General features: G+C 65.3%; 20 protein-coding genes. 16 read left to right on the forward strand and 4 right to left on the reverse strand.

Translation table 11 applies throughout. From position 1 onward, the window contains the following. The first annotated feature begins 135 nt into the window (after positions 1–135). From moaA to QZY48_RS13905, 8 genes are all read left to right on the forward strand, one after another. Positions 136–1,134, forward strand: coding sequence for a GTP 3',8-cyclase MoaA (gene moaA, locus QZY48_RS13870; protein WP_295431597.1), 999 nt, complete (start codon positions 136–138; stop codon positions 1,132–1,134). Positions 1,135–1,138: 4 nt separating this feature from the next. Then, positions 1,139–2,320: a 4Fe-4S dicluster domain-containing protein gene (locus tag QZY48_RS13875; RefSeq protein WP_295431600.1), complete on the forward strand. Its 1,182-nt coding sequence runs from the start codon at positions 1,139–1,141 to the stop codon at positions 2,318–2,320. A 28-nt stretch (positions 2,321–2,348) separates the two neighbouring features. Further along, positions 2,349–4,841 carry a molybdopterin-dependent oxidoreductase gene (locus tag QZY48_RS13880; RefSeq protein WP_295431603.1) on the forward strand — a complete coding sequence of 831 codons (2,493 nt, stop codon included), beginning with the start codon at positions 2,349–2,351 and terminating at the stop codon, positions 4,839–4,841. A 23-nt stretch (positions 4,842–4,864) separates the two neighbouring features. After that, the gene (locus tag QZY48_RS13885; RefSeq protein WP_366929689.1) at positions 4,865–5,629 is read left to right on the forward strand and encodes a 4Fe-4S dicluster domain-containing protein; all 765 of its coding nucleotides are present in this window, start codon (positions 4,865–4,867) and stop codon (positions 5,627–5,629) included. A 16-nt stretch (positions 5,630–5,645) separates the two neighbouring features. Further along, positions 5,646–6,851 (forward strand): NrfD/PsrC family molybdoenzyme membrane anchor subunit, encoded by a 1,206-nt coding sequence (gene nrfD, locus QZY48_RS13890; RefSeq protein ID WP_295431606.1) that lies wholly within the window; start codon positions 5,646–5,648, stop codon positions 6,849–6,851. Between the two features lie 221 nt (positions 6,852–7,072). Further along, complete coding sequence (locus QZY48_RS13895; RefSeq protein ID WP_295431609.1) at positions 7,073–7,942, forward strand: molecular chaperone TorD family protein; 870 nt, start codon at positions 7,073–7,075, stop codon at positions 7,940–7,942. After that, positions 7,939–8,559, forward strand: coding sequence for a hypothetical protein (locus QZY48_RS13900; RefSeq protein WP_295431612.1), 621 nt, complete (start codon positions 7,939–7,941; stop codon positions 8,557–8,559). Before QZY48_RS13895 ends, QZY48_RS13900 begins: the two co-directional genes overlap by 4 nt. Next, the gene (locus QZY48_RS13905; RefSeq protein WP_295431615.1) at positions 8,552–8,815 is read left to right on the forward strand and encodes a hypothetical protein; all 264 of its coding nucleotides are present in this window, start codon (positions 8,552–8,554) and stop codon (positions 8,813–8,815) included. Before QZY48_RS13900 ends, QZY48_RS13905 begins: the two co-directional genes overlap by 8 nt. 193 nt (positions 8,816–9,008) lie before the next feature. Here QZY48_RS13905 and QZY48_RS34810 read toward each other — a convergent pair whose 3' ends face one another. Beyond that, entirely contained in the window at positions 9,009–9,374 is a 366-nt protein-coding gene (locus QZY48_RS34810) for a helix-turn-helix transcriptional regulator (protein WP_366929690.1), read from the reverse strand. A gap of 76 nt (positions 9,375–9,450) precedes the next feature. Continuing rightward, positions 9,451–9,645 (reverse strand): type II toxin-antitoxin system RelE/ParE family toxin, encoded by a 195-nt coding sequence (locus tag QZY48_RS34815; RefSeq protein WP_366929692.1) that lies wholly within the window; start codon positions 9,643–9,645, stop codon positions 9,451–9,453. A gap of 129 nt (positions 9,646–9,774) precedes the next feature. On the opposite strand from QZY48_RS34815, the gene QZY48_RS13915 reads away from it, so the two are divergent. From QZY48_RS13915 to QZY48_RS13925, 3 genes are all read left to right on the forward strand, one after another. Further along, positions 9,775–10,095 carry a transcriptional regulator gene (locus tag QZY48_RS13915; RefSeq protein ID WP_295431664.1) on the forward strand — a complete coding sequence of 107 codons (321 nt, stop codon included), beginning with the start codon at positions 9,775–9,777 and terminating at the stop codon, positions 10,093–10,095. After that, entirely contained in the window at positions 10,082–10,387 is a 306-nt protein-coding gene (locus tag QZY48_RS13920; RefSeq protein WP_295431617.1) for a helix-turn-helix domain-containing protein, read from the forward strand. The genes QZY48_RS13915 and QZY48_RS13920 overlap by 14 nt, the downstream gene beginning before the upstream one ends. A 94-nt stretch (positions 10,388–10,481) precedes the next feature. Further along, the gene (locus QZY48_RS13925; protein ID WP_295431620.1) at positions 10,482–10,712 is read left to right on the forward strand and encodes a DUF433 domain-containing protein; all 231 of its coding nucleotides are present in this window, start codon (positions 10,482–10,484) and stop codon (positions 10,710–10,712) included. 180 nt (positions 10,713–10,892) lie between these two features. Here QZY48_RS13925 and QZY48_RS13935 read toward each other — a convergent pair whose 3' ends face one another. Further along, on the reverse strand, positions 10,893–11,150 hold the full coding sequence (locus QZY48_RS13935; protein ID WP_295431622.1) for a type II toxin-antitoxin system Phd/YefM family antitoxin: 258 nt from the start codon (positions 11,148–11,150) through the stop codon (positions 10,893–10,895). Positions 11,151–11,422: 272 nt separating this feature from the next. Here QZY48_RS13935 and QZY48_RS13940 point away from each other — a divergent pair, with 272 nt between their 5' ends. The 5 genes from QZY48_RS13940 (at position 11,423) to arsA (ending at position 15,619) form a co-directional block, all read left to right on the forward strand. Further along, positions 11,423–11,734, forward strand: a complete 312-nt coding sequence (locus QZY48_RS13940; protein ID WP_295431624.1) for a metalloregulator ArsR/SmtB family transcription factor — start codon at positions 11,423–11,425, stop codon at positions 11,732–11,734. Positions 11,735–11,737: 3 nt separating this feature from the next. Beyond that, positions 11,738–12,241 carry an arsenate reductase ArsC gene (locus QZY48_RS13945; RefSeq protein WP_295431628.1) on the forward strand — a complete coding sequence of 168 codons (504 nt, stop codon included), beginning with the start codon at positions 11,738–11,740 and terminating at the stop codon, positions 12,239–12,241. After that, positions 12,238–13,317 (forward strand): ACR3 family arsenite efflux transporter, encoded by a 1,080-nt coding sequence (arsB, locus tag QZY48_RS13950; protein WP_295431630.1) that lies wholly within the window; start codon positions 12,238–12,240, stop codon positions 13,315–13,317. Before QZY48_RS13945 ends, arsB begins: the two co-directional genes overlap by 4 nt. 167 nt (positions 13,318–13,484) lie before the next feature. Beyond that, positions 13,485–13,871, forward strand: a complete 387-nt coding sequence (gene arsD, locus QZY48_RS13955; RefSeq protein ID WP_295431632.1) for an arsenite efflux transporter metallochaperone ArsD — start codon at positions 13,485–13,487, stop codon at positions 13,869–13,871. Beyond that, positions 13,871–15,619, forward strand: a complete 1,749-nt coding sequence (gene arsA, locus QZY48_RS13960) for an arsenical pump-driving ATPase (RefSeq protein WP_295431633.1) — start codon at positions 13,871–13,873, stop codon at positions 15,617–15,619. Before arsD ends, arsA begins: the two co-directional genes overlap by 1 nt. 308 nt (positions 15,620–15,927) lie before the next feature. Here arsA and brxL read toward each other — a convergent pair whose 3' ends face one another. Further along, a complete protein-coding gene (brxL, locus tag QZY48_RS13965) occupies positions 15,928–17,955 on the reverse strand; it encodes a protease Lon-related BREX system protein BrxL (protein ID WP_295431635.1) in 2,028 nt (675 codons plus the stop codon). Between the last annotated feature and the right edge of the window lie 3 nt (positions 17,956–17,958).

Genomic DNA, 17,958 nt, shown 5'->3' on the forward strand with positions numbered 1-17,958 from the left:
ACGCCGTAGGAGCGGCCCCCCGGCCGCGACGGGTTGTCGCACGGGCGCGTGGCCGCAGTTATGATCGAGGCCGGGCCGCCGCCCCGTCCGCAACGTTCAACCAGCGAGAGGCAAGTCAATGAAAAGACCAGCGCCATGACGACCGAACCGTTGACCGAACCCTTGACCGACCCCTTCGGCCGCCGGATCGCCTATCTGCGCCTCTCCGTCACCGACCGCTGCGACCTGCGCTGCGGTTACTGCCTGCCCAAAGGCTTCAAGGGCTTCGAGGAACCCGAGCACTGGCTCGATTTCGCCGAGATCACCCGCGTGGTGGGCGCCTTCACCCGGCTCGGCGTCCGCCATGTCCGCCTGACCGGCGGCGAGCCCCTGGTGCGGCGCGACCTGCCTCAGTTGGCCGCGCGCCTGGCGACACTGCCGGGCCTGGACGACCTGTCCCTGTCCAGCAACTGCACCCGGATGGAGGCCCTGGCCGAGCCCCTCTATCAGGCCGGCGTGCGGCGCCTGAATGCCAGTCTCGACAGTCTGAGGCCCGAGGTCTTTGCCCAGGTGACCGGGGGGCGGCTCGACCAGGTATTGCGGGGTCTTGCCGCCGCCCGCCGGGCGGGATTCAAGCCGATCCGCATCAACACCGTCGTCATGGCGGGGGTCAACGATGGGGAGGTCGAGCAACTCCTGGAGTTCTGCGCCCAGCATGGTTTCACCCTGCGTCTCATCGAGACGATGCCCATGGGCAGTACCGGCCAGGCCGCCCGGAGCCAGTATGTCGATCTGCGCCGGATCAAGGAGCGCCTGGAGCGTCGCTACCCGCTGATCCCGGACCTGCTGCCCGGCGGCGGCCCGGCACGCTATTACCGCCTCGGCACAAGCGACACCCGCGTCGGCTTCATCACCCCGCTGTCCCAACATTTCTGTGCGAGCTGCAACCGGGTCCGACTCACCGTCGACGGCACCCTGCATCTGTGCCTGGGCCAGGAGAACAGCTACCCCTTGCGAGCCCTGCTGCGGGCCGGCGTCACGGACGAGGACTTGGCCGCGCACCTGCGCGAAGCGATCACGCGCAAACCGGAGCGCCACGAGTTCAATGAACGACCCGCGCAGGTTGTTCGCTTTATGGCCCAGACCGGCGGTTGACTGCATGACGCCCTATATCCCGCTGCATGGGTCCGCCCCGCTGGCCCTTAATGCCGCGTCCTGCTTGGCCGTGCGTGCGCGCGAATCGGCCTGCCGAACCTGCGCCGACGCCTGCCCGATCGGTGTCCTGGCGCGCCGGGACGGCGCGCCGGTCCTGGTCGATGGGTGCCTGGGGTGCGGACGCTGTGCCGCGGCCTGCCCGACCGAGGCCTTGTGCGTGCCGGGATTCGCCGTGAGTCCGCCCGGCCGCGGGACTGGGGTGACGCTTGAGTGCTGGCGGGTCGCCCCGGCGGACGGGATGCCAGATGCCCTGCGCGTCCCGTGCCTGAACGGCCTGACCCTCGGCCGACTGCTGGCGATCACGGCCGAGACCGACGGGCGCCCGGTGGCGCTCCTGGACCGCGGCTTCTGCCCCGGATGCCCGACGGGCGGCGGGGACGCCCAGCCGGCAAGCGGTCTCGTGGCGGCTGCAGCAGTCCTGCTCGGTGAACTCGGCGTTCCCCCGTCGCGGCATCCGCGCCTGCTCGCGCGGCCCTTGCCCGCGGGACGGATGCAGGCCGATCCGGCGGGATTCGTGTTGGAGGAACGGGTGAGTCGGCGGGGCTTCCTGACCGCTCTGACGGCGCGCACCGCGGCGGCCGTGGAACCGCTGCTGGAGGCCGAGTCCGGGCCTGCGCGACCCGCGGCACCCTTGCGCCACCGCCCCGTGCCGCAGGACCGTCAGCGCCTGCTCGCCGCCCTGCGTCGGCTCGCCCCCGGGGTCCCCTTGCCGACGCACTTGTTCCCGTCCCTGGAGGTCGCAACAACCTGCACCGACCACCGGATCTGCGCTGCGGGCTGCCCCACCGGCGCCTTGAATCGCTTTGGGAATGCCGATGATGGCGAGGGGGACCGCGGGATCGTCTTCGACCCCGAGTCCTGCGTCGCCTGCGGGCTCTGCGTCGCGCTCTGTCCCACCGGCTCGATCACCTGGTCGGAAGCCGGGTCGAAAGCCGGAAGGGCAAGGTCCGCGGGGTCCACGGACCCGGCCGCCCCGCGCACCCTGACCCGGCATCGTCACCAAACCTGCGATCGCTGCGGGGCTGGCTATGCGGGCGAGGACCCGTCCTGCCCCGCCTGCCGACGGGACCAGGCATTCGCGAAATCGGCCTTCGGCGCCCTGTTCGGCGGCGCGGGCCGGTCATGACAATAACCAACGAGAGAGGCAAACATTGATGGAGATTATCAAGACCCTACTGAGCCGCCGGCGTTTCCTGCAGGCCAGCGGGACGGCCGGCGCGGTGGGCGCCGCGGCCTTGGGCAGCGGGGGCGTCCTGACGGCGCTCAAACCCGTGCGCGCGCAGGCGGCCAGCCCGCCGACCTATCACGCGACCAAGATCACCAAGAGCATCTGCCACCAGTGCCCGGCGCGCTGCGGTATCGATGTCTATACCACCGACGGGCGCGTCCATGCCATCTACGGCAGCAGCGAGCATCCGATCTCCAACGGCAAGCTCTGCCCCAAGGGGCCGCTCGGGACCTATATCCTCTACGACCCTGACCGCTTCAAAGGACCGATGAAGCGCACCAATCCGCAGAAGGGTCGCGATATCGACCCGGGGTTCGTGCCGATCTCCTGGGAGGAGGCGCTCGATACCGTAGCGGGCCGGCTCAATACGCTGCGGGACAAAGGCGAATCCCATCGCTTCGCCCTGTGCTTCGGGCGCGGCTGGGGCGCCTCCTGCGCCGGTCTGCTCGGACCCTTCGGCAAGCTCTATGGCTCCCAGAACGTGCCGATCGGTCACTCGTCCATGTGCTCCGACGGCAGTATGCTGTCCAAGGCCGCTACTGACGGCAACGCCTCCTATAGCGCCTACGACTACCGCAATGCCAACATGCTGCTCATGTTTGGGGTCGGGTTCCTGGAGGCGTTCCGGCCCTATAATAACAATATGCAGGTCTGGGGCTACATCCGCGGGGAGCGCGTGCCCAAGACCCGCATCACCGCCGTGGATGTCCATCTCAATACCACCCTGGCCGGCGCCGACCGGGCACTGCTGATCAAGCCCGGCACCGACGGCGCCCTGGCGCTCGCCATCGCCCATGTCATCCTCACCGAGGGGCTCTGGGAGCGCCCCTTCGTCGGCGACTTCAAGGACGGCGTGAACCGCTTCAAGACCGGACAGCATGTGGACCCCGGCACCTTTGAGGAGAAATGGGTCAAGGGTCTGATCGAATGGTGGAATATCGAGCTGAAAGACCGGACGCCCGAGTGGGCGGCGGAAATCACCACCCTCTACGAGCGCGATATCCTGGCCACCGCACGCGAATTCGGCAGCACCCGCCCGGCCATCGCGCTCTTCGAGCGCGGCGTCCATGCCCATTCCAACGGTATCCTAAATGGCATGGCGGTGCATAGCCTCAATGCACTGGTGGGCTCGCTGTTCGCCAAGGGCGGGCTCATGTACCAGATGGGTCCGTCCTATGGCGCCATGCCGGTCAAGGAAGACGACTTCATGGACGACTATGCCAAGAGCGGCCCCTGGAAGGCCCAGCCCCGCATCGACCTGCAGGGCCACGAGGACGGCTATCTCATCGCCAAGAACATGCTCCAGGAGGTGGGTCCCAACTCGCTCGCGGGCAAGCCCTACAAGCTCGACACGGTGATGTTCTATCTCACCAATCCGATCTGGACCGCACCGGACGGACGGGCCTGGGAGGATGCGCTCAAGGAGGTCTTCGTCGTCGATACCTCGCCCTTCCCCGGCGAGACGGCGATGTTCGCCGATCTGATCCTGCCGGATCACACCTACCTGGAGCGCCTGCAGGACGCGCCCACCTATCCCTTCCAGGGCTGGCCCATGGCGCAACTGCGGGTACCGGCCATCAAGCCGCTCTACGACACCAAGTATTTCGGCGATACGCTGATCGAGATCGGCAAGCGTATCAAGGGCCGCACCGGCGAGTATTACCAGGCGCTCGGCGACAGCGAGAACGTCATCCGCCACCTCGCCAAGGGTTTTGAAACCGACCCAGGGGACAACGGCGTCGACAGCTTCGACAGTTGGAAGGAAAAGGGCGTCTGGTACAAGAAGAACTACAAGTGGCGGCAGATCGGCGGCGCCTTCTTCGAGTGGGACGGCAAGGGCTACAATACCCCCATGACCGCGGAGCAGGTGAAAAAGGAGCTGTTCAAGACCGACTCGGGCCGCTTCGAGATCCGCTCCGGCAAGCTGGAGCATCATGCGGACTGGATCGCGGCGAAGACCGGCCGCGACAAGGACAAGCTGATGTTCCCCCATTGGGAGGAACCCCAGCATCCCGGCGGCGGCGACCTCTATATGGTCACCCCCAAGGCGGCGATGCACGCCGAGGGCCGCGGGGCCAATCTGCCGGTGGCCATCGCCAATTTCCAGCCGGTGCTCGGTGGGCGCGGGACCGTCTATATCGAGATCAACCCCAAGACGGCGCGCGAGCGCGGGATTGCCGACGGCGATCTGGTCCGGCTCAAGTCGCACCTGGGCAGCATCGAGGGCCATTGCCGGTTCTTCGAGGGTTGCCGACCTGATACCGTCGTCTTCCCGATGGAAAACGGACACTGGGCCATGGGGCGCTGGGCCAAGGGGCGCAGCCCGGGCCATTGCGGGGAGATCACGGTCAACCAATCCGACCGCGTCACCGGGCAGTGCAGCTATTACACCACCAAGGTTTCCATCGAGCGGGCCTGAACGAGACAGAGGAGAGAGCAATCATGGCGAAATGGGGAATGGTCATCGACCTCGACAAGTGTACCGGCTGCCAAGCCTGTACCACGGCCTGCTCGATGGAAAACAACCGCCTGCCGGGGGAGAACTGGCAGGACGTGCTCTTCTATCATGAAGGCACCTATCCGAACGTGAAGCTGATGTGGTTCCCGCGCCCCTGCATGCACTGCGAGAACCCGTCCTGCGTCTCGGTGTGCCCGACCAAGGCGACCTATAAGGACCCGCACGGCGGCTTCGTGCTCATGGATTGGAACCGCTGTATCGGCTGCAAATACTGCCAGGTCGCCTGCCCCTACGGCGTGCGTTTCTACGTGGACGAGAAGGCGCCGGTGCAGCCGGATATCCGCACCGTCTTCCCGAGCGCGGACGGGCGCGTCTGGGACCCGCCCTACAGGGGTCCGCAGGACGATCCCGGCCGGGGCATCGGTATCCAACCGCATGGGGTGGTCTCCAAGTGCACCTTCTGCTATCACCGGGTCAGCAAGGCCCCGGCGGGCATCGCGGATCTGGACGAGGACATCCCGGCCCTCAAGGAATACGTCCCGGCCTGCGTGCGCACCTGCGCCCCCAAGGCGCGCTTCTTCGGCGACCTGGATAACCCCGAGAGTACGGTCAACAAGCTCATCGCCGACAAGAGCGGGGTGCGGCTCAAGGACGAGACCGGCAACAAGCCCCAGGTCTATTACCTATCCGGCGGCGCGGCGGCCTCGGTGCCGTCCCTGCGCAGCATGACGCCATCCGATCCGGCTTGAAGGGGAGCGATCCAACATGAATACTGTAAAGACGAAGCAAACCGGCATCCTGTCGGTCGCCCTGATCGGATTTCTGGTGTCGGCCGGGCTGGTCCTGGACAACCTGGCCCAATATGGCCACGCGGCACTCAACACCAACAATCTCGGCATTTCCTGGGGCTTCCCGATCGTCGTCTACGACTATTTCCTGCTGACGTCCACCGGGCTCGCCATGCTCGCCTCGCTCGCCATCGTCTTCGGCGGCGAGACCTTCCGCCCGGTCATCAAGCGGGCGGTGTGGCTCGCACTCGCCGGTCTGGCGGGCGGCGTGGCCGTGCTGTTTCTGGAGCTCGGCCATCCCCTGCGCGCCCTGTGGGCCATCCCCTTCAGCTTTGCGTTCTCCTCGCCGCTGTATTGGAAGGTGATGTGTGTGAGCTTCTATGTGCTCTCGCTGCTGATCCTCATGGCGCGGATGCTGAAATCCCACTGGACCATCGCGGAACTGCGCATCAACGGCATCGTCACCCTGGTCCTGGCCCTGGGCGTCACTTCGATCGCGGGCGTGGTCTACGGATCGCAGAGCTTCCGGCCGTTCTGGGCCTCAGGGGATATTCCGATCGCCTTCATCTTTGAGTCGCTGCTCGGCGGCCTGGCGTTCATCTTCTTCTTCACCTATCTGGCCTATGCCTTCAACCCCGCCGCGTTGCCGACGGGCGTGAAGCGGCTCTTCACCGGCCCGCTGCCGCGGCTGCTCGCGCTGGCGATCTTCGTACATCTGCTGTTCGTGCTGGCACGGATGGCCAGTGGGCTCTACGGCAACCTGGAGGGGCTCCAGGTCTGGCACCATGTCGCGACCTCGCCGCTCTTCTATGCGGAAATCCTTCTCGGCCTGGTCCTGCCCCTGGTGCTCCTGATGCGGCCCGGCACCCGCAATAACCCCTGGGTCCAGATGCTCGCCTCCTTCCTGGTGATGAATGCCCTGCTCGTGTCGCGCTACGAGTACATCCTTGGCGGTCAGTTGGTCCCCATGTTCAAGGGCGCCTGGGCACCGGCGCTCCTGAGCTATTTTCCCTCGCCCACTGAATGGCTGATGCTGTTGATCGCGATCTTCCTCTCCAATACCTTTAACGCCCTGGGGGAGCTGTTCTTAGGGTTGAGCAGTGAAGGCGATCCCAGCGCCCGGGTCGAGCCCGAGCCATTGGGTGCGCAATGGGGCGAGGGGGGCGAGCGGCTGGCGTCCTGAGCGCAGATCCACGCTGACCCGATCGGCGCGACCCGCTCGATCCCAGCGGATCGGGCGGGTCGATCGTGGTCCCGGTCGTTGTCGTTGTCGTAATCGGATTCGCGATGCAATGTGGGCGTAAGCCTCGATGACGACATCGATTACGACAACGATTACGACAACGACAACGACAACGACGCCGATTGCATTAACCTTCTGCCAAACCGCCCCTCGGAGATCTCATGGCACCGAACGATTGTGTCTTGGCCAAGGCCGAGCTGTATCTCTGTCTCGCGCGCGCCTTTGCCGTCCCCAACGGACCCGGGACCCGACAGTCACTGGCCGAGGCCCTGCCCGCCGATCTGGATGACCTGGCTCCCGCCACCGGCTATCCGATCGCCCGGGCCGCAACCGAGTTACGCGAGGCCATGGCGCGCGTACCCGACGATGAGCGCCTGCTGGTGATGTATTCGCGTCTCTTCCTGGTGCCGGGCGAGGCGCATCCCAGTCTTAACGCCGGTGTCTATCTGGACGGCGCACTCGGCGGCGGGACCGTCGCGGCCTTGGAGGAGTGCCTGCGGCGCTGCGCGCTGGAGACGGACGCGGCGTTGCACGACCTGCCGGACCATCTCTCGGTGCAGTTGGAGCTGCTCGCCTGGCTGCTCGCCGCGCAGGCCCAGGACGCGCCGCCGAGCGCCCAGCCGCCCCAGTTCACCGCACAAGCGCTGCTCGAGCGTTTCGTCGGTCGCTGGGTCGGCCCCTTCCGGCAGGAGCTCGAGGCCTTCAGCCTGCGCTTCGGTCTCCCCGACAACCCCTACCTGATCCTGGCCCGGGTCTTGGAGACGGCCGTCCTGCACGAGGTCCGACTGGCCCCGCCGGTCCCGCCCGTCCAGACCCTCGACCCGGAGATCGCCCGACTGCGCAGCCAACTCGCCGGACAGGCGCTCACCGAGGATGACATGGCGATCATCCGGCAACGCCTGGCGGCCGACGGTCTGCCCCATGGTCACGTCGCCATCCCGGTGTACGAGCGCGACCGCACCATGGGCCTGTCGACCATGACCCCGCCGACGGCGCCCTCCCATCGCCGGAGCGCCGTATCCGGCGCATGACGCGACCGGCCTTGCTCTATGCCGCGGCCGCAGTCCTCGCCTTGAGCCTCGGCACTCCCCGGGCGCCCAGGGCCGAGTTGTCCGCGGACGACTATGGGAGCGGCGGCGACCTCCGTCCCGCGCCCGACCGGCCGCAGGCGCAGGCAGCGATCGACGCCGCCCGCCGCCGCGCGGCCGAACAAGAGGCCGCACGGGAGCGCGCACGCCAGGCAGAGGAGGCCAATCGGCTCGCACAGGAGGCAGAGCGCGAGGCCCGCCGTCCGCCCGGCGAGCGCCTCATCGCCCGCTACTGCGCCCCCTGCCACGGCCCGGAGCGCATCGCCGCCGCCCGCCACACCCGGCTCGGCTGGTCCTTCACCGTGGCGCGCATGCGCTACTTCAACCAGGCCGAGATCCCGGCCGCCGCGGCGCACACCATCGCGGCCCATCTGGCACTCGCCCAACCGGCTGGACTGGCCTGGACGCTTGCAGAGTACGGACTCGCCGCGGCGCTGGTCCTGGCCCCGGTGGGCTGGATGTGGCTCGGCCGCGCCCGGCGCCTGGCCGCCTCGCGCGGCGGTGACAAGGGCGCGCTCACGACCCACGACTGCCAGACCGAGATCTCCCCGAATGAGTAACGATCGATTCTACGGCCAACCCTGGCTCGTCCTGGCGCTGTGCCACCTGCTGTCGGCGGGCACCCACCTGGCCGTCGCGCAGGATCGGACCCTAGTTGACCAGAGCCCGCGCACGGAGCCGGCAGAGCCCCAGGCGACGACCGCCCCAGCCCCGGAGCAAGCGGACTCCACCACGTCCGAGACCGACCAGGGCCGCAAGTCCCCCGTCGCCCCAGCGGCCAAACCGGCCTCCACCGGCCTTTGCGATGGCAGTTGAGTTACCCCAAAATCCGGGAATTGCTCTCACAAAGACACAAAGAACACAAAGAAAAACAGATCATTGAAGGCTTCGACCAACGGGGGGCTGTTGGCGTGATGATTTATCTCGACCCGGCTCCAGATTCGAGTGTACGGGCACGCGACTAACATCCGATCTTTATTCAAACCACAGCAATCGTGACCGCTGCGGTTTATTCGTCACAGCGTCCTGCGGATTCCCGTAAGGCCGCCAGTTCGATGCGAATATGCCGCCCCAACGCCTTGGCCGCCTTCTCCAGCGTCAGCAGGGTCACGGAGGTATTGTTCGGGTCCAGTAAGCGATCCAAGGCACTGCGGCTGGTGCCCATGCGCCGCGCCAGGTCGGCCTTGGTCAACTGCTGTTGCGCCATTTCCTGCTCCAGCCGGAAGGCGATGACGCGCTTGATGGCGATGGCTTCGGATTGTGGAAGTAGTTGTTCCTCGCAAAGAAAGGAATCGAGGCTGCTATAGTCCCAGAATGTGACATCTGGACAGCAGCAATGAATATAAGCGCATGTATTATAAGTAAAAGATTTTATGGCCTAATTCTGTAAGAATACAGATAGCAAATAAGAAGGCTATACCCATGTGCTCGTTCATTGATGCACCGCTTGTTCAGGGGCCAAGCGCCGCTCTGCGGCGCCTGGCCAATTCGAGGTCACTGGCCGGGGTCTTCTGGGATTTCTTGATGAATCCATGCAGCAGAACCATGCGGCGGTCGGACACGGTAAAGATGATGCGTGCGACTCGCAGATCCAGTCGCGAACGCACCTCCCACAACCCCGGCTCAAGCTTGCGGACGACCGGCATTCCGACCGGCCAACCGAACTGGACGGTCTTCAGGTCCGCACCGATAGCACCCTTCGCGAACAATGCGGTTCCTCTGCCATCTTACGCTACCGGCTTGCCAGGCATGCGCCAATGGCGTATGCTTCAATCATGCTTACCATTATCGAATCTCCCTTGTTTACAAGGCTGTGGCCAGATTATTGGTCAGAAGAAGAGCGAGCCGATTTTGCGAGCTATCTTGCTGCCAGCCCTGATGCGGGGGATGTTGTCCCTGGCTCCGGCGGCTGCCGAAAGATTCGTTGGGGTAGATCGGGGGTCGGCAAGCGCGGCGGGATCAGGGTGATCTACACCACACGGCTGGCGAGCGGCGCGGTTGTGCTGCTCATCATGTATGCCAAGAGTGCGCAGGACAATATTCCTTCGCAGGTGCTGCGGCAGATTGCAGAGGAGTTTGGTTATGCCACTCACTGAACAAGAACTTCTGGAGCGCGACGCGCAGCGCAATATTGGCGAAGAACTGCTGCAAGCCATTCGTGATGTCAAGGCTGGGCGCCATGGTGCAAGCTATACGGTGGAGCCGAACGAGGTCGCAGCAACCCGCCTGCGGTGTGGTCTGTCTCAGGCCCAGTTCGCGGCTGCACTGCATATCTCGCCACGGACATTGCAACAATGGGAACAGGGGCGCCGCAGGCCGTCCGGCGTAGCCGAGACGCTATTGAAGATCGTTGCTCGTCATCCGGAAGTTCTGCGCGAAGTCATCTGAGATTGCAGGTGGATAGGCGCAGCGCGTGCTGCCATATCGCCGGGCTCGGATGGCGAAGACTTTATCAATGACAACAGCTCCCGGAAATGAGGCTATGACCCCGAAACGAATTGGGCGTATCACGCTTGAACCCGGTAAATGCGGTGGTAGCCCCTGTATCCGCGGCTACCGAATCCGCGTGAGCGATATCCTCAGTCTGCTCGGTGCAGGGGCATCGCACGCCGAGATTCTTGAAGATTATCCGTTTCTGGAAGAGAAGAATATTTTTGCGGCCCTGGAATATGCTGCCGCGCAGACCCAACACCCGATCGTGATCGCGGCATGAAACTGCTGGTAATGCTCGTCACCGTATATTCAAGTCGCCCGCGGTATACTCGAATGGGTTGAGAAGCGCAACGCCGGTCGGCATGAAATGGAGAACATTGCGAGTCACGACCGTCAGTGCGTGCTCCAATGCCGTGGCGGCGATCAGTAGATCGACGCCGGGATGCCCGCAGGTAGCCGCTCATTCCCAATCCCGCAACCCGACGTCGAAGGGTTCAAAGTCTCCGTCGTCTTGGGGTAGTGACAACAGGACGTCGGTAAAGGTCGGGGGCGTGGGAGAACGCTCCGGTGCGAACCGCTCGTAGTCCTCGATCGAGAGGACGACGGCTGCGGGAACCCCGCGCCTGGTAACAATCTGAGGTTGGCCCCGGCGCGCCGCTTCAACGATGGCGCCAAACCGGTTCTTGGCATCATGGAAAGACCAATGTTCACTGGACATGGCAACGGCACCAGCTATTTGCGTAACGGAGTATCGGACCCTCTGTCCTTGTCGTCAAAGGCACACCGGGGCTCGTGAGCCTGTCAGACGGGGAAGGGCGCAATTGGCCGCATACAAGACAAGGGGCTTTACCGTGAAAGTCGCGCGGCGACGCTGTGCGAGCGGCTTCAGCCGCGATGAGGCTTCGGCCAACATGCGAGGTCGCGTCGCGGCCGAAACGATGCGGCCGGTCGAGCTTGCGTTTCCCTCAATATTTCGATAATGTTGGAAGCATGGAAAGCAACACCGCCGTCTCCGCCCTTGCCGCCCTGGCCCAAGACAGCCGCCTGGCCGTCTTTCGCCTGCTGGTTCAGAACGGCCCCGAGGGGCTGACCGCCGGTGTCATCGGTGAGCAACTCGGGCTGCCGGCGCCGACCCTGTCCTTTCACCTCAAGACCTTGGCACAGGCTGGCCTCGTGAGCGCGGTCCAGGAGGGCCGGTTCGTGCGCTACCGGGCCGAGGTCACCGCGATCCACGCCCTGGTCGCCTTCCTGACCGAAAACTGCTGTGGCGGCGATCTCAGCCGCTGCCTGCCGAAGGAGTAATCCATGACTAACCCCGTTGCGCTCAATATCCTGGTCCTATGCACCGGCAATTCGGCCCGCTCGATCCTGGGCGAGGCCCTGTTCAACCACTTGGGGGCGGGGCGGGTGCGCGCCTGGTCGGCCGGTAGCCAGCCGTCCGGGCGGGTCAATCCGGTGGCGCTCGCGACGCTCGCGGCGCACGGCGTGCCGGTGCCGCAGCCGCGCAGCAAGTCCTGGGACGAGTTCGCCGCCCCCGACGCGCCCCAATTCGACCTGATCATCACCGTCTGCGGCAGCGCCGCGGGCGAGACCTGCCCGGTGTGGCCGGGTCACCCGGTGACCGCCCATTGGGGCATCGACGATCCGGCCCATGTGGAGCCCCTGGACGCGCGGCGCGCCGCCTTCGAGGTCGCCTACAACGAATTGGAGCGCCGCATCCGCGCCTTGCTCGCCGAGTCGCTGGAAGCCATGACCCCGGATGACCGGCGGACCGCGGCGCGGCGCATCCATGCGCAGTGCTCCCAGTGAGCGCGCAATGCGACGTCACCGCCCGGGCGGCGGCCGGGAAGCGGCTCAGCGTCTTCGAGCGCTATCTGACGGTCTGGGTCGCGCTCTGTATCCTGGTCGGCATTGGGCTGGGCCAGGTGTTTCCGGGCGTCTTTCAGGCCATCGGGCGCCTGGAAGTGGCCCAGGTCAATCTGCCGGTGGGCCTGCTCATCTGGGTGATGATCATCCCGATGCTGATGAAGATCGACTTCGGGGCCTTGCATCAGGTCAAGTCACATTGGAAGGGCATCGGCGTCACCCTGTTCGTCAACTGGGCGGTCAAGCCATTCTCCATGGCGCTCCTGGCCTGGCTGCTGATCCGTGGGGTCTTCGCCCAATGGCTGCCGGCGGAGCAACTCGACAGCTACGTGGCCGGGCTCATCCTGCTGGCCGCCGCGCCCTGCACCGCGATGGTGTTCGTCTGGAGTCGACTGTGCGATGGGGACCCCTATTTCACGCTGACTCAGGTGGCGCTCAACGACAGCATCATGATCTTCGCCTTCGCGCCGATCGTGGCGCTGCTGCTCGGGCTCTCGGCCATTGTCGTGCCTTGGGATACCTTGCTGACCTCGGTCGTGCTCTATATCGTCATTCCCGTGGCGCTGGCCCAGGCATGGCGCTGGCTGCTACTCAAACAGGGCCAGGAGCGGTTTGACCTGACCCTCGCCACCCTCGGCCAGGCATCTATCGTCGCCCTGCTCGCCACCCTGGTGCTGCTGTTCGCCTTCCAGGGCCAGGCGATCATCGAGCAACCGCTGGTGATTGCGATCCTGGCGGTGCCCATCCTGATTCAGGTCTTCTTCAATTCCGGGCTGGCCTACGGGCTCAACCGGCTGGTCGGTGAGAAGCACTCGGTTGCCGGACCCTCGGCCCTGATCGGTGCCTCCAACTTCTTTGAATTGGCAGTGGCGGCGGCGATCAGCCTGTTTGGCTTCAAGTCCGGCGCCGCGCTGGCCACCGTGGTCGGCGTGCTGATCGAGGTGCCGGTGATGCTGCTGGTAGTCAGGGTGGTCAATGCCAGCAAGGGGTGGTATGAGGGTGACCACGCGCTCAGTTAGTAGCGAGTCAAGAACAAGCTAAACACGATCGTTGTCGTTGTCGTTGTCGTAATCGGAGAACCGAAGCACTTTGGGGTGCGAGAGAATCCGGGGCGCTACGATAACCTCGATTACGACAACGACAACCACAACAACAACGGCGCCACGGGCGCCAACGGGTGATTGTCATGAAAACGCTCGAAATCTACGATCCCGCCATGTGTTGTTCCACCGGCGTCTGCGGTGTCGAGGTCGATCCCGTCCTGGTCGCCTTCAATGCCGATCTGCAATGGCTGGCAGGGCAGGGGGTCGCGGTCAGCCGCCACAACCTGTCGCAGGAGCCCCAGGCCTTCGCCGCGAATCCGGCGGTGCTCAAGGAGCTGGAGGCGGGGATGGAGCGCCTGCCGGTGACCCTGGTCGACGGCCGCGTGGTCGCCACCGGCGCCTATCTCTCGCGGGCCCAATTGGTCCAGAAGCTGGACCTGGAAACGGCGGCCACCCAGGCGCCGACGGACCCGTTGCGCGTCCAGGTCGGCGCCGGCTGCTGCAAGCCCGGCAGCGGCGGGTGCTGCTGATGGCCATCCCCGCCACGGACACCCGCCACCTGTTCTTTACCGGCAAGGGCGGGGTGGGCAAGACCTCGCTTGCCTGCGCCACCGGTCTCGCACTGGCCGATACCGGGCGGCGCGTGCTGATCGTCAGCACCGACCCCGCGTCCAACCTCGATGAGGTCCTGGGGGTCACGCTGGGGCAGACGCCGACGGCGGTCCCCGGTGCTGCGGGGCTCTGCGCACTCAACATCGACCCCGAGGCGGCGGCCCACGACTACCGGGAACGCATGGTCGCCCCCTACCGCGGCATCCTGCCCGCTGCCGCCATCGCCAGCATGGAGGAGCAGTTCTCCGGCGCCTGTACGGTGGAGATCGCCGCCTTCGACGAGTTCTCGAAGCTCCTGGGTGAGCCCGCGGCGACGGCGGCGTTCGATCATGTGATCTTCGACACCGCCCCCACCGGCCACACCCTGCGCCTGCTGACCCTGCCCTCGGCCTGGAGCGAGTTCATCGACTCCTCCACCGGCGGCGCCTCCTGTCTCGGCCCGCTGGCCGGGCTGGAGAAACAGAAGGCGCTCTATGCCGCGACCGTCGCCCGCCTTGCCGACTCCGCGGAGACGACGGTGGTGCTGGTCAGCCGGCCGGATGTCTCCGCCCTGCGCGAGGCCGAGCGCACCCGCGAGGAACTGGCGGCGCTGGGCGTCAGCAATCTGCAACTCGCGCTCAACGGTGTCCTGGCCGTCGCCGCGACCGACGACCCGATTGCCCGGGCCATGATGGCGCGCGGGGCCGCGGCCCTGGCCGGGATGCCGGTCGGTCTGGCGGCGTTGCCGGTCAGCAGCACGCCGCTGCTGGCCCTGGGGACCGTCGGGCTCAAGGCCCTGCGCCTGATGGCAGACCCCGCGCGGGCTGCGACGCCCGCGTTGACGATCGAGACCGAAACCGCGCTGCCGGCCGGGCTCTCGACCCTGGTGGACGAACTGGCCCAGGCCGGCCGCGGCGTCATCCTGACCATGGGCAAGGGCGGGGTGGGCAAGACCACCGTGGCGGCGGCCATCGCCGTCGCGCTCGCCCGGCGCGGGCACGCGGTGCAGTTGTCGACCACCGATCCGGCCGCCCATGTCGCCGCGGCGATCCAAGCGTCGGTCCCGGGCTTGAGCGTCGGCCGGATCGACCCGGCGGCCGAGGTCGCCCGCTATCAGGCCGAGGTACTCGCCAAGGCCGGCCCGAACCTCGATGCCAACGGCCGGGCCATGCTGGAGGAGGACCTGCGCTCGCCCTGCACGGAGGAAATCGCCGTCTTCCGCGCCTTCGCCCGCGCGGTCGATGCCGGCCAGGACGGCTTCGTCGTGCTCGACACCGCCCCCACCGGGCACACCATCCTGCTGCTGGACGCCGCCGAGGCCTATCATCGGGAGGTCTCGCGCACCCAGGGCGAGATGCCCGAAGCGGTGCGGCAACTGCTCCCGCGGCTGCGCGACCCGGCACTGACGCGCGTGCTCATCGTCACCCTGGCGGAGGCCACGCCGGTACACGAGGCCGAACGCCTGCAGGCCGACCTGGCGCGCGCCGGCATCGCGCCCTTCGCCTGGGTGATCAACCAGAGCCTGCTGGCGAGCGGCACCCGGCACCCGCTGCTGCGCGAACGCGGCGCCGCGGAGGTCCCCTTCATCCGCCGGGTCGCCGACCACCTCAGCCCGCGTTGCGCCCTGGTCCCGTGGCTGCCCGAGGCGCCGGTGGGAGTCGACGGACTGTCGCAGTTGACGCGGTGATCGCGTGGTCTGTCTGATGACCGCCTGGGGCCGGCACGAGTGCGCAACGCAAGGGCCTGACCCTGCCCGGCGCCAAGTCGCGGGTGCAGCGGGCGCGCAAGCGCCTGCGCGAACACCTCTCCATCGCCTGCCAGGTGCGTTTGGACGAGACCGGGCGGGTGTGCTGTTTCGTACCGCGCAGACCGTTCGACACCCATCTTTGAGTCTCCACAGGACCGGCGTCCGTGACCGATCGCTGCGCATGGGCGACAACGCGACCACCACCATGGGCATTCTGTTCAAGCGTCACTCGGAGACTTTCTTGGGAATCACGTCATCCCCAGCGCCTTCATCGCCGCCGTCATCGGGTCGGAGAAAAAGACCGGGTCGACCCGCTCGACGATCTCGCCAGACACCTCGAGGAAGCTTCGCTTGTTCTCCAGCGGCACCAGTGCTCGGCGCGCCCCATTGTCCATTGCCACCTGCAACGGCTCGGCGAGCGACCGCACCGCCTTGATATTCCCTTGAATACTCAGGTCGCCGAGAATGACCAGTCCGGCTTGTGCCGGCACCCGCTTGATGGCAGAGTACACGGCCACCACCAGGGCAATTCCCGCATCGCACGCCACGCGGTTGCTCAACAGATCGATCGCCTCGACATGAAAGTCGGCCGTATCCAGTTGTTGGCCCACCCCCATCTTTACCTTGTGTCCCATCAGATAGGCGAACGCCCGCTGGATCGACTCCTTCATGCTTCCTTCCACGCCCCCGGCAATCCTCAGCTTGCCGGTGCCTGGTGAGCACCCGACTTCCAACCGGTACAGGCCGACCTTGCCCTGGTCATCGACCGAAGCCGCATAAACGGAACCGGGGGCGAGTGGATCGGTCGCAATCATGTCGCGACCGCCCTGCTCCGGCACTCCCACAAAGCGCTCCTCCCGGGTCTCTCCGTCAACAAATGAGAACGATGTCTGGTGGTACTCAAACGCGCCCATCTTCTTTAATTGCTCTTTGACCCGACGGCGCCCTTCGAGGGCTAACGTGACCAACTCCGCCAACTCATCCTTTGAAAACTCACCGTGCGGGTATACCAGTTTCACCAGTCCCGAGACGGTCTTGCGCACCGCCTTGACATCGCGCGCGTTGAGATGTGAGCCCAGAGAGAAATGTCGGTCAATCACCTCCGTAAAGTTATGCTTGCGCAGCTCCCGCAACGCCTCGGCCAGATAATCCACCACGAAGCCATAGTGGTCGGTGAAGAACTCCACCCGCATCTTCGGGATTTCCCAGCCGGGAATGTAGAAGTGGATGCGGTCGAGAAACGCCATGTCCTCCCGAATCACGTCGGGCATCGGCATGAACAGATGCGACGACCGGACCATGACCTCCACCGGCTGGTTGGTGTTGCCGAACATGGCAATCGACGCCATGCCCGAGAGCGAGTCCTTGCCACGGGCGAAGGTGCCCGATTCGCAGTAGGTCTTCAGTGTGGTCACGACCTCTTTCGGCATCTTCTGAAGGTCAGCCACCTCGTCGAAGGCCACGGCATCCCAAATACCCACCAATCCCATCTTACCGCTGGCCATGTTGTAAAACAGGTTCGCCACGGTCGTCGGGCCGGTCATGAGGATGGTATACGGTGAAAGCTCCTGATAACCATAGCTCTTGCCGGTTCCTCGCGGGCCGAGCTCCACCAAATTATAATTCTGCTCACACAGGGCCAGCAAGCGGACCAGGAAGAGCAGCTTCACCCGCCGCTCGAAATACGATGGCTCCATGCCGATCGTGCGCAGCAGCAGGTCGATCCATTCGTCCGTTGAGAATTGTCCACGGCACCCACGATATTCGTCGAGATCAAAGGTTGCCAGTTGAATCGGCTTCAGATTATCGATCCAGAAGGGGCTGCGCTTACCCTTCTGATCTTCGTCGTATTGGTGCCGCAAGTCGACCTGTGCCCAAATACCGCCCATCAACAGGCGGTCATAATTCCTCAGGAAGTGCTCCGGGATGTGGACGTATTTGTTACCGAAATTCTTCAGCTCCGCCCAGTGCTTGTCCTCATCTGAGATGTAGCGCACCTGAACCTTATCGATGAGCGTCAGCTTTCCCCGGTCCTTAAGCAGTGATTGCGCCTTGTTGGCCTCATCTGGCCGAACGAAGTTCGATGACAGCGTGCTATTGACGACCTTCAGGCCCGCGGCAATGGCCAGCGGGTCATCGGTCGCGCAATACTTTCCCAGCAGGTACTCAAGCACGAAGACCGGAACGTTCGCCCCGACCTTTACCTTGCGGACCAAATCCTTGCGGACGACCTTGCCGGCAAAAACGGATGCTGCTTTTCGATCCAGCTCAGGCATGCC

This window comes from uncultured Thiodictyon sp., assembly GCF_903828115.1.
Taxonomy (GTDB): Bacteria; Pseudomonadota; Gammaproteobacteria; order Chromatiales; family Chromatiaceae; genus Thiodictyon.